Annotated in this window: 10 protein-coding genes and 1 tRNA gene; 6 read left to right on the top strand and 5 right to left on the bottom strand. The window is 65.5% G+C overall.

Annotation, left to right across the window (positions count from 1 at the left end; translation table 11 throughout):
* Window positions 1–177 precede the first annotated feature (177 nt).
* Both QP140_RS03460 and QP140_RS03455 read left to right on the top strand, forming a co-directional pair.
* Complete coding sequence (locus tag QP140_RS03460) at window positions 178–1,119, top strand: alpha/beta hydrolase fold domain-containing protein (protein WP_284758178.1); 942 nt, start codon at window positions 178–180, stop codon at window positions 1,117–1,119.
* A gap of 217 nt (window positions 1,120–1,336) precedes the next feature.
* The gene (locus QP140_RS03455; protein ID WP_284758176.1) at window positions 1,337–4,939 is read left to right on the top strand and encodes a (Fe-S)-binding protein; all 3,603 of its coding nucleotides are present in this window, start codon (window positions 1,337–1,339) and stop codon (window positions 4,937–4,939) included.
* A 363-nt stretch (window positions 4,940–5,302) separates the two neighbouring features.
* On the opposite strand, the gene QP140_RS03450 is transcribed toward QP140_RS03455, so the two are convergent.
* A complete protein-coding gene (locus tag QP140_RS03450) occupies window positions 5,303–5,665 on the bottom strand; it encodes a hypothetical protein (RefSeq protein WP_284758174.1) in 363 nt (120 codons plus the stop codon).
* 372 nt (window positions 5,666–6,037) lie between these two features.
* Between QP140_RS03450 and QP140_RS03445 the strand changes: the two genes are divergently transcribed.
* Window positions 6,038–6,250, top strand: a complete 213-nt coding sequence (locus QP140_RS03445; RefSeq protein ID WP_284758172.1) for a hypothetical protein — start codon at window positions 6,038–6,040, stop codon at window positions 6,248–6,250.
* A 47-nt stretch (window positions 6,251–6,297) separates the two neighbouring features.
* Here QP140_RS03445 and QP140_RS03440 read toward each other — a convergent pair whose 3' ends face one another.
* Both QP140_RS03440 and QP140_RS03435 read right to left on the bottom strand, forming a co-directional pair.
* On the bottom strand, window positions 6,298–6,909 hold the full coding sequence (locus QP140_RS03440; RefSeq protein ID WP_284758170.1) for a DNA-3-methyladenine glycosylase: 612 nt from the start codon (window positions 6,907–6,909) through the stop codon (window positions 6,298–6,300).
* A 48-nt stretch (window positions 6,910–6,957) separates the two neighbouring features.
* A complete protein-coding gene (locus QP140_RS03435) occupies window positions 6,958–8,037 on the bottom strand; it encodes an alpha/beta hydrolase family esterase (RefSeq protein WP_284758169.1) in 1,080 nt (359 codons plus the stop codon).
* Between the two features lie 174 nt (window positions 8,038–8,211).
* Between QP140_RS03435 and QP140_RS03430 the strand changes: the two genes are divergently transcribed.
* Both QP140_RS03430 and QP140_RS03425 read left to right on the top strand, forming a co-directional pair.
* Entirely contained in the window at window positions 8,212–9,117 is a 906-nt protein-coding gene (locus tag QP140_RS03430) for a hypothetical protein (RefSeq protein ID WP_284758167.1), read from the top strand.
* 45 nt (window positions 9,118–9,162) lie between these two features.
* On the top strand, window positions 9,163–10,407 hold the full coding sequence (locus tag QP140_RS03425) for a pyridoxal phosphate-dependent aminotransferase (protein ID WP_070760390.1): 1,245 nt from the start codon (window positions 9,163–9,165) through the stop codon (window positions 10,405–10,407).
* A gap of 36 nt (window positions 10,408–10,443) precedes the next feature.
* Here the strand turns inward: QP140_RS03425 and QP140_RS03420 are convergent, their stop codons facing one another.
* Together QP140_RS03420 and dcd are read right to left on the bottom strand one after the other, a co-directional pair.
* Window positions 10,444–11,898: a UDP-glucose dehydrogenase family protein gene (locus tag QP140_RS03420; RefSeq protein WP_284758297.1), complete on the bottom strand. Its 1,455-nt coding sequence runs from the start codon at window positions 11,896–11,898 to the stop codon at window positions 10,444–10,446.
* A gap of 74 nt (window positions 11,899–11,972) precedes the next feature.
* A complete protein-coding gene (dcd, locus tag QP140_RS03415; protein ID WP_041628532.1) occupies window positions 11,973–12,539 on the bottom strand; it encodes a dCTP deaminase in 567 nt (188 codons plus the stop codon).
* A 210-nt stretch (window positions 12,540–12,749) separates the two neighbouring features.
* Here dcd and QP140_RS03410 point away from each other — a divergent pair.
* Window positions 12,750–12,820: transfer RNA gene (locus QP140_RS03410), tRNA-Gly, on the top strand.
* Window positions 12,821–12,999 lie beyond the last annotated feature (179 nt).

Genomic DNA, 12,999 nt, shown 5'->3' with positions numbered 1-12,999 from the left:
AAAATCGGCGATTTTGAGTTGTTTTGAGCCCTTCGGCGGCCTCGGAGGCCCTGCATGAGTGCCAGCGCCTCAACTTCTGTAACCAAGTATCCAGAGATTTCATTCCCGGTCAAGCCAAATTGAGTGCAATGCGCTCAGCTTCCACGATTTCCGCAGCGCAGACTAGGCTAAACAGCCATGAGCCTGTCGATGCACATCGCCGCACTCTTTCCGGACCCGCGCGTTCAGCGCGCCAAGAAGCAAACCGGCATTGCCCGGAAGACTGCCATCGTGCCGGATCCACACCACGAGGTGCGCCAGCACTATGCCGTCTTCGAGCACTGGCACTCAGGCTTTCCCATTTACTCCATCACCCAGATGATCTTCGGAGACTCTCAATCCGCCGAGGCGCAGGAGTATGACCCGAACGCACCAGCCCTCGACGAGCTCACGCCCCAGCAGACCGCCAAACGCGCCGTCCTCTACATTCCGGGCGGCGACTTCTCCGACTACATGCCCACCGCCGCCTGGCGCTTCGTCACCGACCTGGTGGACGCAGGCCTGCGCGTTGACATCCCCCTCTCCGGCCGACTGCCGGACTACACCGCCCGGGAAGCCGTGCCGTTGGTACGCCGGGCCTACCAGGATCTCCTGAAGGAGCACGGGGCGGAGAACATCACGGTCATCGCCGATGGCTCCGGAGCAGCGCTCGCCCTCGGCAGCCTGCTGGCATTCCTGCCGGACGCCAGCCCCGCCAACGTCATCCTCGTCGACCCCTGGTACGACCTCGTCGCGAGCGGCTGGCAGCAGGAACACACGGGAAGGGTGGCGTCCTACTTAAAGGAGGTCTCCCACCGCTGGGCCGGCGGCCAGCTGAATAACGCGAAGGTCAACCCCGGCGTCATGGAACGCCAGGAGTGGCGCCAGTGGGCGGGTTCCGCCTTCCACGTCTTCGTCGGTGGGCACAGCCAGCCGATGCGGGATGCGCGGCGACTCGAGAAGGACCTAAAGAACGCGGAGGTGGCGGTGGAGGTCACACGCGTCGAAGGAACCGTCTACATGTACCACCTGCACCGGACCAGCGAGGGGCGCCGCGACCGCCGTCAGATGATCCGCATCGCACAAGGGCAGGGGAACTAAAGCGCGACCCCGATGGCGATGTGTTCCGCATCACTGGTGGTAGAGCGCCGATTCGTGAGCCAGCACACAATTTAAGCAACATTTCTATTGCTTATTTCGCCCCCGGGGCGAGGCCGAAAAAGTGTATATACCTGCGGTTAAGCTGCTAACGTACCCATGAAGTAACGGAATTATAGGTATCCAGCTCATCCGAGACTGGCTTATAAAGGAGTACTCCATGTACCTGCTTGCAGCAGGGCAGGCGACAAGCACTGACATTCCGTGGAATGTCACGGTCCCCCTGGGGATCATTGGCGCGCTGCTCTCCATCCCAGCCTGGATTTTCTTCATCCGCGGTGCCCTGCAGATCTTCAAGACGATCCGCCTGGGCCAGCCGGCGCTGAAGCGCACGGATAACCCCGGCGCCCGCCTCGGCAACCTGATCAAGGAAATCCTGGGCCACACGAAGATGGCCAAGAAGCCTGGGGTTGCGATCGCCCACTGGTTCGTCATGGTGGGCTTCCTCCTGGGCTCACTGGTCTGGTTCGAGGCCTACATTCAGACTTTCAACCCGGAGGGTGGCTGGCCGATCATCGGCAACTGGGCCGTCTACCACTTCGTTGACGAGATCCTGGGTATCGGCACCACGCTGGGCATCATCGCCCTGATCATCATCCGCCAGAACATCGGCGATAAGGAGCGCAAGGCCCGCTTCTACGGCTCCAACGCCAAGGCCGCGTACTTCGTCGAGATCGTGGTCCTGCTTGAGGGCCTGGGCATGATGTTCGTGAAGGCCGGCAAGATCGCCACCTTCGCCAGCTACGAGGGCGGCCACGCCGCCACCGACTTCCTGACGATGCAGATCGCGAAGATCCTGCCGGAGTCCCCGCTGATGGTCTCCATCTTCGCGCTGATCAAGCTGCTCTCCGGCATGGTCTGGCTGTTCATCGTTGGCCAGAACATCACCTGGGGTGTCGCATGGCACCGCTTCATGGCGTTCTTCAACATCTTCCTGAAGCGCAACTCCGACGGCCGTAACGCGCTCGGCGCGGCGAAGCCAATGACTTCCCAGGGTCGCATCCTGACCATGGAAAACGCCGATCCGGACACGGATAACATCGGCGCGGGCTCCATCGAGGACTTCACCTGGAAGGGCTGGATGGACTTCACCTCCTGTACCGAGTGTGGCCGCTGCCAGGAGCAGTGCCCGGCGTGGAACACGGAGAAGCCGCTGAGCCCGAAGAAGCTCATCATGGACCTGCGTGACCACGCGGTCTCCTCTGCCCCGTACCTGCTGGAGAAGGCCTCTGCCCCTGCCGGTGGCGGCCTGTTCACCGGCGACGCCACCGAGGTGGACCCGGCAGCCGAGGCGCACGCCGACATGCCGCTGCTGCAGCTGGTCGCCGAGGGCGAGATGGGCGTTATCGACCCGGACGTCCTGTGGTCCTGCACCAACTGTGGTGCCTGTGTCGAGCAGTGCCCGGTGGACATCGAGCACATCGACCACATCGTCGACATGCGCCGCTACAAGGTGCTGGCTGAGTCCGAGTTCCCGACCGAGCTGGGTGGCCTGTTCAAGAACATGGAGACCAAGGGCAACCCTTGGGGCCAGAACAACAGCCAGCGTTCCGACTGGATCGAGAAGGCAAAGGCCGACGGCATCGAGGTGCCGGTCTTCGGCGAGGACATCGAGAACTTCGACGACACCGAGTACCTGTTCTGGGTCGGTTGCGCCGGTGTCTACGACGACAACGCCACCAAGACGACCCGCGCGGTCGCGGAGCTGCTGTACACCGCTGGTGTGAAGTTCGCCGTCCTGGGTGAGAACGAGGGCTGCACGGGTGACTCCGCCCGCCGCGCCGGTAACGAGTTCCTCTTCCAGATGCTGGCTGAGCAGAACATCGAGATCCTGGACAACGCCTTCGAGGGCGTGCCGCCGAAGCAGCGCAAGATCGTTGTTACCTGTGCTCACTGCTTCAACTCCCTGCGCAATGAGTACCCGGAGATGGGCGGTAACTACGAGGTCATCCACCACACCCAGCTGCTGAACAAGCTGGTCCAGAAGGGCTACCTGGAGCCGGTGAACACGCCGAACTCCAGCCGTACCGTGACCTACCACGACCCGTGCTTCCTGGGCCGCCACAACAAGGTCTTCGACGCCCCGCGTGAGCTGATCGGCGCCTCCGGTGCTGAGCTCACCGAGATGCCGCGCAACCGCAACACCGGCTTCTGCTGTGGTGCTGGTGGTGCCCGCATGTGGATGGAGGAGGACCTCGGTTCCCGCATCAACCTGAACCGCACGGACGAGGCGCTGGCCACCGGCGCGGACGCCATCGCGATTGGTTGCCCGTTCTGTAAGACGATGATCAACGACGGTGTGAACAACCGTCAGGCAGACATCGAGGACAAGAGCGAGCGCACCCAGGTTCTGGACATCGCCCAGATGTTCCGCGAGTCCATCCTGGTCGACGGCGAGCTGCCGGCACCGCGCTCCCCTGAGTTCCTGGCCGCCCCTGAGCGTGGCTGGGTCGACGAGGAGAAGCTGGCCCGCGAGGAGGCCGAGCGTAAGGCCGCTGAGGAAGAGAAGCGCCGCGCTGAAGAGGAGAAGAAGCGCAAGGCGGAGGCCAAGGCTGCCGAGGACAAGAAGAAGAAGGAGGCTGCCGCTGCCGCCGGTGGTGCCGCTGCAGCTGGCGCCGCGGGTGCCGCTGCCGCCGCTCCGGGCGCGCCTGGTGGCGCTCCGGCTGCTCCTTCTGCTCCAGGTGCTCCTGCTGCTCCGGCCGCACCAGGTGCCCCAGCAGCTCCTGCTGCGGGCGCCCCGGCTGCCCCAGCGGCGCCAGGTGCTCCGGCCGCACCGTCGGCCCCGGGTGCTCCGGCGGCGCCGTCTGCAGGCGCTCCAGCAGCTCCGGGTGCCCCAGCGGCACCGGGCGCTTCCGCCCCGGCTGCACCGAAGGCTCCTGCTACTCCGGGTGCTCCGGCAGCTCCAGGTGCCCCAGCCGCTCCTGCTGCACCGTCTGCAGGTGCCCCGTCGGCCCCAGCAGCTCCTGCTGCACCGGGCGCTCCTGGTGCTCCAGGCGCCCCGGGTGCTCCGGCGGCTCCGGGCGCTTCCGCCCCAGCTGCGCCAAAGGCTCCTGCCGCTCCGGGTGCTCCAGGCGCACCGGCAGCCCCGGGTGCCTCCGCTCCAGCGGCTCCGGCTGCTCCAGCAGCTCCGGCAAGCGAGGGCTCCGCTGCAGCTGAGAAGCCAGCAGCAGCACCGGCTGCGGAGAAGACCGAGTCCGGCGCTATCAAGCTGGGCAGCACCACTCCGGGCGCACCAGGAGCTCCGGGTGCACCGGCTGCGCCGGCAGCTGCCCCTGCAGCAGCTCCAGCGGCTGAACCAGCTGAGGCTCCGGCCGCACCGGCAGCCGAGCAGAGCGAGCAGGCAGAGGCTCCAGCTGAGGCTACTGCCCCGGCAGCTGAGGCACCACAGGCTGCTGCACCAGCATCGGGCGCAGCCGAAGAGGGTGGCGTGATTAAGCTCGCTGCCTCCACCCCGGGCGCTCCGGGTGCACCGGGCGCTCCCGCGGCTCCTGCCGCACCGGCTGCTGCCCCGCAGTCTGCTGCGCCAGCTGCCCCGGCGGAGCCAGCAGCGCCACAGGCCCCGGCCGAAGAGCAGGCCGAGGCTCCAGCCGAGGAGGCTGGCGCTGAGGAGACCCCAGCCGAGGAAGCACCGAAGGCCGCTGAGGCTCCCGCCGCTCCGGCCGCGGATAAGCCGGCCGGTGGCGCGACCACCGAGGGTGGGGTCATCAAGCTGACCCGCAACACCCCGGGCGCACCGGGCGCCCCAGGCGCTCCTAACGCCTAAGGGCCGGGCCAAGAGGCACCGCCTCTGGACTGAAGAACCGCACCTGCTACCGAAGCAGGTGCGGTTCTTTTTATGCGGCACCCCGCAGCAATCCCCTTCGATAAATAGCGCCCCATCACATTGCACGCCCCTGCCGCCGTTTCCAACCACTATCCTCGGGTTGACCTAGCCGGATACACCCGGTGCGAAACTCCCATTTCGCCATCTCCACAGTGTCGGAAAATATAATATCTACGGCGTAAGCAGGAAGCCTGAAACATGTGATCCGCGGGTAATCACATGACTATATGGAGGAGCACCATTGGAACCTTCCAACCCCTGGGCCGAAGAAAACCCATGGAAGCAACCGAGCCCGTCCCCCAATCAAGGCACCAGCTCTTGGGGTAACAACCCGCCCCCGACGCCCGGCGGATCCGACGGCCCTGAAACACCACAAGGTTCCTCGAAGAAGCCGGTCATCATTACTCTCATCGTGCTCCTCGCCCTCGCGGTCGTCGGCGGGGGTGGCTGGTACCTCAAGCAACGCAGCTCATCGGAGGAAACTTCGACGGCACAGGAAGCACCGTCCTCCACTGCGTCGACGGAGGCCACCGCAACGCCCACCACCGAAACATCGGAGTCACCGACCAGCACCACAGAGGACACCACTCCGAGCAAGGGCTCCTGCGGTGAAGCAATCTCTGGATCCGGAATGCGGCGACCGACCAGCTCCTTTTGCGATGGCACATGGGCTCTCGTTGGTGACACCGGCACCGACCACACCAAGCTGTTCTATTGGACGGGCGATGCCTGGCGCACCTACGAAAACCATGGCCGCCACTCGAGCGGAGCCCTCAGCCCGTGCTACGAGCGCGACACCCTGGTTGAGGACAAGGTGCCGCCGCGGCTGGTGAACAAGATGTATCAGGGACACCTGCTGTGCGATGACACTCCGTCGTCTTCCAGCGACGATTCCGCCTCCGGCTCCCAGCACAACAGCGCGCTGCCCTCGGACGACCTCCCGCCGGGCGGTGACTGGCTGCCGTACCCGCCCTGCGACGGTAGCTACGCGCTGATCGTCGATTCCGTCGTGGTGCCCCGGGCCAGGATCCAAAGCCATTGGTCCGCAAGAGCCTCGCGGCCCATCCCGGCGCAGAGGCTACTTACCCCGACCAATGCGCGGCTTTCCGTGGCCGCGTCGACGGCGCGTACGTCTATCCCGTCTACATCAAATACGGCAACGACCTGGCTGGCGTGTGTGCCGCCGAAAACCGCGGCGAGGGCAACGCCCGCAAGCTCCAGCGCGTCGCGGACTACTCCAGCCCCTGCTAGAAACTTTGTTCGCAGCCCAGCGCCCCACCCAGCGGTAAAGCGCTGGACTAACGCTGCGGCCGGCCGCGCGGGGAGGTGACCGTCCGATCCCCCGGGATCCAGAAGCGCAGCGGGGCGGCCACATTCTTCGAAATCCCGATACGCGGCCCAGCGACAAACTCCGCCCGCTCCGCCGGCGGCTGCAGGTACAGCACCCCCTCCTCGGGGTCAGCCACGCCCAGCGCATCGTCGACCTGGATCACCCGCGAACCGTCGAGGTGCAGGTCGAAGCCCATAGCCTGGCCGAGGTTTCCGGGGCCGCGGGCCAGGTTCTCCTCGGCATGCTTCTCCCCGCGCCGCTGCCGCACCAGCTCCTTGCCCGCAATCACCTCACCGGCGCGCAGCAGGATTCCGCCCGCCTCGCCTTCCGGGTGGCACACCAGGTTCCCGGCGCGGTGAATCCCGTAGCTGGCGTAGACGTAGAGCCGCTGCGGTGGGCCGAACATCGTTTCGCACCGGGGCGTGGGTCCGTTGTAGGCGTGCGATGCGGGATCATTGCGCCCCACGTAGGCCTCCACCTCGGTGAGGCGTACGGCCACTTGCCCAGAACGAAGCACCCCTCCCAACAGGAGGGGTGCGGTACGTTCGGCAGATTGATGGAAGTCGAGGCGGAAGGTCATGCCCACCACCCTAGGTGGGCGCCTGCCTGCTCGCTCCCAGCCGGTGGCCTAGAGGCGCTGGCGCTTCAGAAAGTTCCAGACTTCCTGGCTGGCATCCGGCACGCGGTTCCAGGTGTGGTTCTGCGGGTTGGTGATCAGCTGCGTCTCAGCGCGGGCGCAGCGGTAGACGTGGCGCTTGCCGCCCGGGATGTTGTGGATCGCTGGCTGCGGAGCACAGCCATTGCGGGCCTTGTAGCTGTTCATCAGGCGCGGGACGCTCAGGTACGGGCGCCCGCCGTGGCGGGTGCCGCCGTGGTAGCGCATCATCGTGTCGCCGGTACCGTGCATCACGAGGATCGGGATCGGCAGGTTCTTGCAGCCGGAGTTCACCGGGTTGTAGTAGGCACCGCCCACGGACGCGACCCCCGCGAAGACGTGAGGCAGGTGGCACGCGACGACGGCGGTCATGCCGCCACCGTTGGAGTGACCGGTCGCGTAGATGCGGCGACGGTCGATGTTGTAGGTGCGGTCAACCTCGTCGATGATCTGGGTGACGAAGCGCAGGTCCTCGCCGCCACGGACGGTGGCGTACGGTGCGCCTTCCCAGCCGTGGTTGATGGACTCCGGGTAAATGCGGATCGCCTCGCGGGCCGCACCCGTCTCGTGCAGGCGGGAGTAGCGGCGGAAGTTCTCCGGGCTATCGCGCCAGCCGTCGAAGCCGAAGATCACCGGGGTGGGGCGGCTCGGGTTGTAGTGAGTCGGGACGTGCATGATGTACCGGCGGTTGCGGCCGGTGGACTTGGTGTACACGTTGATGGATTTGCCATTGCCGATGCGCGGCGCTGGCTTCGCGTTGTTCGGGCGACCCTTCGGCGCCGGTGCTGGCGCGCCCGGCAGGCTGGAGCCCGGCGGGAGGGCGTCCTGCACCCGCTGGCCGTTCGGCAGGCGGATGTCCCCGAGGTTCGGCAGCTGAACCTGCGGGAGCTGGAAGTCGGAAGACTGTGGGACGGCTGGCAGCGGTGGCAGCTGCGCCTCAGCCTTTGGTGTGGTGGGCAGTTCCCCCAGGCCCAAGCCCAGCGCCAGCAGCCCGCTGAAAGCCACGGCGGCGGCACGCTTGAACCCACGGCGATTTTTAAGGTTTTTCAGCATTCTCGCATCTTACATCAAGCAGGAAAGAAGTCACACGAGTAACACCAGTAACATTTGGAATTTTTCGCCAGCCCTCCGATAAGCGACCTACCTGCACGATTGTCGGCACTGAATCGAAGAACATAAACTTCAGTCCTAACCCCCGCCGTTCCCCCCACGTAAGAAGGCGAGCTAATGACGACCCCCGGCAACTCTGAGCGAGACGTCGCACGGTCAAGCACGCCCGCAACCGACGCGGAGATGTCCGAGGCCACGACCGACGGCGCCACCCCGGCACCGCCCAACCCCACGGAAAACACCCCTCAGGACAACGCGCAGGGCGACGTCGACGTCAACGCCGACCCGAAGACTGACAGCCCCGCCGTCAACCACGAGGACACGAACGCCGATACCGCAGCCTCCCCCGTCGCGGGCGACTCCCCCGAGGCAACGGACAAGGACGTCACGGACACCGACCAGAACCCCGAGGAACTGGATGAGGACGACCGCCCCTGGCGCGAAAACCTCGCCTCGGACATGAAGTCCCCCATGGGCAAGCTCCCCACCTGGGGCTGGATGGCAATCATCCTGACCGTGGCGGTGATCGCTGCCATCGCCTTCGGGATCCTCTTCATGGGCAAGGCGAAGACCACCGCGGAGGCTAACGAGTCCCCCACCGGCGCGATCACCCCGTCCCGCCCAGCGGCGACCACCACCAGCAAGTACGAGCGCGACCCGAACGCCGGCGCACCCAACGGTGGCTACGTGGACCCGGGGTATGTCGACCCCGGCTACTACGAACCCGCCCCGGAGCCAGAGGAGACCACCCCGGAACCCTCCGAGGAAACCACGAGCAAAGCCCCAAGCTCGAAGCGCAAGCCCTCCTCGAACACACCAAAGCCACCAGCCCAGGGAAATAACGGCAACACCGAGCCGCAACCGAACCCCGGCACCGGCAACAACGGCGGGAACGAGGGCATCATCCCTAACCCAGGCGACGTCATCGACCGACTCACGGGCGGCGACGGCGGCACCGGCGGCGGTCACCGCGGTGGCGGGAACAACGGCGGGGCGGAAACCGGAAACGGCGGACGGAACTAGCCGAAATGCTGGCGAAACGCTTGCCACCCTGGCAAGGTTTGAAGAATGAGTAAGCCCCTACGCCCCAGCCAATTGCGCCACCTGAACCAGTCCTCGAAGCTGGCTAACGTTCTCTACGAGATCCGCGGCCCAGTCAACGCGGAGGCCGAGCGCATGGCCGCCGACGGCCACCGGATCCTCAAGCTGAACACCGGAAACCCCGCCGAGTTCGGCTTCGAGGCCCCGGATGTGATCATGCGCGACATGATCTCCGCTCTGCCGCACGCGCAGGGTTACTCCACCTCCAAGGGCATCATCTCCGCCCGCCGCGCGATCGTCGCCCGCTACGAGGTCATCCCGGGCTTCCCGGAGTTCGACGTCGAGGACGTCTTCCTGGGTAACGGTGTGTCCGAGCTGATCACGATGACGATGCAGGCCCTGCTCGACGACGGCGACGAGGTCCTCATCCCGTCCCCGGACTACCCGCTGTGGACGGCGTCGACGTCCCTGTCCGGCGGTAAGCCGGTGCACTACCTGTGCGACGAGGAGGACAACTGGAACCCCTCCATCGAGGACATCCGTTCCAAGGTCACCGAGCGCACCAAGGCCATCGTGGTGATCAACCCGAATAACCCGACCGGCGCGGTGTACTCCAAGGAGATCCTGCAGCAGATCGTGGATGTGGCCCGCGAGCACTCCCTGCTCATCCTGGCTGACGAGATCTACGACAAGATCCTTTACGACGACGCCGAGCACATCAACATCGCGAGCCTGTGCCCGGACCTGCTGTGCCTGACCTTCAACGGCCTCTCCAAGGCCTACCGGGTCGCTGGTTACCGCTCCGGTTGGCTGGTCATCACCGGCCCGAAGGGGCATGCGGAGGGCTTCCTGGAAGGCCTGACGCTGCTCGCCGGGACTCGGCTGTGCCCGAATGTTCCGGCCCAGCACGCCATCCAGGTGGCGATCTCCGGCCGCCAGTCCATCGACGACCTCGTGCTGCCGGGTGGCCGCCTGCTGGAGCAGCGCAACATGGCGTGGGAGAAGCTCAACGAGATCCCCGGCGTGAGCTGCGTGAAGCCGATGGGCGCACTGTACGCCTTCCCGAAGCTGGACCCGAACGTCCACGAGATCCACGACGACGAGAAGCTGATGTTCGACCTGCTCCGCGCGGAGAAGATCCACCTGGTGCAGGGCACGGGCTTCAACTGGCCGACCCCGGATCACTTCCGCATGGTCACGCTGCCGTGGGCCCGCGATATCGAGAACGCCATCGAGCGGCTGGGGAACTTCCTGGCCAGCTACCGCCAGTAGCAGCCGGACGCACCCCCTCCCCGGTGCGCCGTGGACTTAGGCGAGCGTGCGGCTGCGGCCGAGCGCCAACACCCGCCAGCCGGCGTCCTCCCAGGCCTGCTGGTCCAGGCAATTGCGCCCATCGATCACGGTGGGCGCCTTCTTTTTCTTCTTCTCGCCCGGCGCTACTCCCGCCCCGGGGGCGGGGCCGGCCTGCACGGCGGCCAGCGCCTCGGCCGGCTTCAACCGGCGGAACTTCGGCCACTCGGTGGCCACGATCACCAGCTCCGCGCCCTGCAGAGCCTCGGGAAGCGTGGGGGCGTGCTGCAGCTCGGGGGCCGCCAGGCGGGCGGTCTTCTTCGCCTTCGGGTCGTAGATGCGCACGTGCGCCCCGGCCTGGTAGAGCCGCATCGCGATGTCCACTCCCGGCGCCTCGCGCACATCGTCGCTGCGGGGTTTGAAGGCGGCGCCCAGCACGGTGATGCTCCGGCCGGTGACGTCCCCACCGAAGACCTCGTGGGCCATGTGTTCCACCTTGTCGCGGCGGGAGTTGTTGATCGCGTCCACCTGGCTCAGCAGGCCGCTGGCCCCGGTCGCGCCGAGCTCTTCGGCGGTGGTCATGAACGCACGGACGTCCTTCGGCAGGCAACCACCACCGAATCCGAGACCGGCGTGGAGGAAAGACTTGCCGATGCGACGGTCCGCACCCAGGGCCGCGGCGAGTGCCGTGACGTCCCCACCGGAGGCGTCGCAGAGATCGGCGACCGCATTGATGAAGCTGATCTTGGTGGCGAGGAAGGAGTTCGCGCTCGTCTTCACCAGCTCCGCGGTTGCGGGGTCCATCATCATCAGCGGCGAGCCCTCGGCCAGGGGTTCGGCGTAGATCTCCCGGACGAGCTTTTCGACCTTCTCGCGGTCCTCGTCCCGCGCTCCGACGACGATGCGGTCAGGGTGCAGGGTGTCGTCTACTGCCGTGGATTCGCGGAGAAACTCGGGGTTCCATGCGACGGTGCAGCTCGCCACCGGGGCGGAACCCTTCTTAGCCTTCGAGCCTTTCTTGCTGCCGGTTTTCTTGGCTGCTGCCTGCGCCGCCGCGGCGTGGATGAGCCGGTCCATCCGTTCCTGCAGCACCGGGGTGGTCCCGACGGGGACGGTGGACTTACCCAACAGGACGTGATCGCCGCGTAGTAGCGGAGCCAAGGCGTCGACGACGGCGTAGATCTGGCTGAGGTCGGCCCCCGCACCGCCGGCCTGCTGCGGGGTGCCGACGCAGAGGAAGTGCGTGTTAGCAAACTCAGCGGCCTCTGCCGGGTCGGTGGTGAAGCGCAGTTTTCCGGCGCTGACCCCCCGTTTCAAAAGTTTCTTTAATCCCGGTTCATAGAACGGGGATTTACCAGCGTTGAGCCTTTCGACTTTCGCTGGATCGGTATCCACCCCCAGCACGTCATGGCCGAGCTCGGCCATGCACGCTGCGTGTGTTGCTCCCAAGTAGCCGGTGCCGACAACAGTCATCCGCATGCCCCACACGATACGCACGGATTCGGTTGCGTGACGGGCAGCGCGTCAGCGACGCCGGATCGGGGCCGCTACTTGCGGAAGTTCAGATAAGCCTTCGACGGAGTCGGACCGCGCTGGCCCTGGTACTTCGAGCCCACCGCACCCGAACCATAGGGGTTCTCGGCGGGGCTGGAGAGCTTGAAAATAGCCAGCTGACCGACCTTCATCCCCGGGTACAGGGCGATCGGCAGGTTCGAGGTATTGGAAAGCTCCAGGGTGATGTGACCGGAGAAACCCGGGTCGATGAAGCCCGCGGTGGAGTGGGTCAGCAGCCCCAGGCGCCCCAGCGAGGACTTGCCCTCCAGGCGGCCTGCCAGGTGATCGGGGATCGTGAACTTCTCAAGCGTCGCGCCGAGGACGAACTCCCCCGGGTGCAGGATGAAGGGCTCCTCGCCTTCCACCTCCACGAGGGTGGTGAGCTCCTCCTGCGGCAGCTTCGGGTCGATGTGGGTGTACCGGGAGTTATTGAACACCCGGAACAGGCTATCCAGCCGCACGTCCACAGAGGAGGGCTGCACCATCGAGGCATCAAAAGGCTCGATGCCGAGCTGACCGGCGGCGATTTCTGAACGGAGGTCACGATCTGAAAGAAGCACGTCTCCCAGTCTAACCGAGCAACCCGCGCCGAACCCCCACACCACTGAGCGGGGCTCTGATTGGGCCACCGCGTGACAGTCGGCTTTGGCCACCGAGTGACACTCGACATTGACCACCGTGCAGCGACGGACGCGACGCTAACGGCCTGGCCTTTTGGCTGCTCCCCCGCGCGTGCCCTATACTTAATCGCTAGTGTCCAGGACACATTTGCCGATGTAATTCAATGGTAGAATGTCAGCTTCCCAAGCTGAATACGCGGGTTCGATTCCCGTCATCGGCTCATTGTCATCAGTCGCGACATAGTTGACAGCTCAGTCGCGACATGATGGACAAACCGGCGCCTTGGTTTTTATTTTCCAACGGCGCCGGTTTTGTGTTTTTAGGGTTAAGTAAAGAAAAGTGTGTCTTTTCCGGGCGTGTTGCGGTTATTTGATCCAGCCTTTTTGGATGCCGAGGTTG

Origin of the sequence: Corynebacterium sp. UMB9976 (assembly GCF_030212265.1) — a bacterium.
Taxonomy (GTDB): domain Bacteria; phylum Actinomycetota; class Actinomycetes; order Mycobacteriales; family Mycobacteriaceae; genus Corynebacterium.
The sequence above is the reverse complement of the archived record's forward strand: the minus strand, read 5'-3'. Positions and strand labels throughout refer to the sequence as shown.

What these genes read in the sequence shown, in the direction of transcription:
- QP140_RS03435 (WP_284758169.1), bottom strand. Translation starts at nt 8,037, where the DNA reads ATGCTGAAAAACCTTAAAAATCGCCGTGGGTTCAAGCGTGCCGCCGCC.
- QP140_RS03425 (WP_070760390.1), top strand. Translation starts at nt 9,163, where the DNA reads ATGAGTAAGCCCCTACGCCCCAGCCAATTGCGCCACCTGAACCAGTCC.
- QP140_RS03440 (WP_284758170.1), bottom strand. Translation starts at nt 6,909, where the DNA reads ATGACCTTCCGCCTCGACTTCCATCAATCTGCCGAACGTACCGCACCC.
- QP140_RS03460 (WP_284758178.1), top strand. Translation starts at nt 178, where the DNA reads ATGAGCCTGTCGATGCACATCGCCGCACTCTTTCCGGACCCGCGCGTT.
- QP140_RS03455 (WP_284758176.1), top strand. Translation starts at nt 1,337, where the DNA reads ATGTACCTGCTTGCAGCAGGGCAGGCGACAAGCACTGACATTCCGTGG.
- QP140_RS03420 (WP_284758297.1), bottom strand. Translation starts at nt 11,898, where the DNA reads ATGACTGTTGTCGGCACCGGCTACTTGGGAGCAACACACGCAGCGTGC.
- QP140_RS03430 (WP_284758167.1), top strand. Translation starts at nt 8,212, where the DNA reads ATGACGACCCCCGGCAACTCTGAGCGAGACGTCGCACGGTCAAGCACG.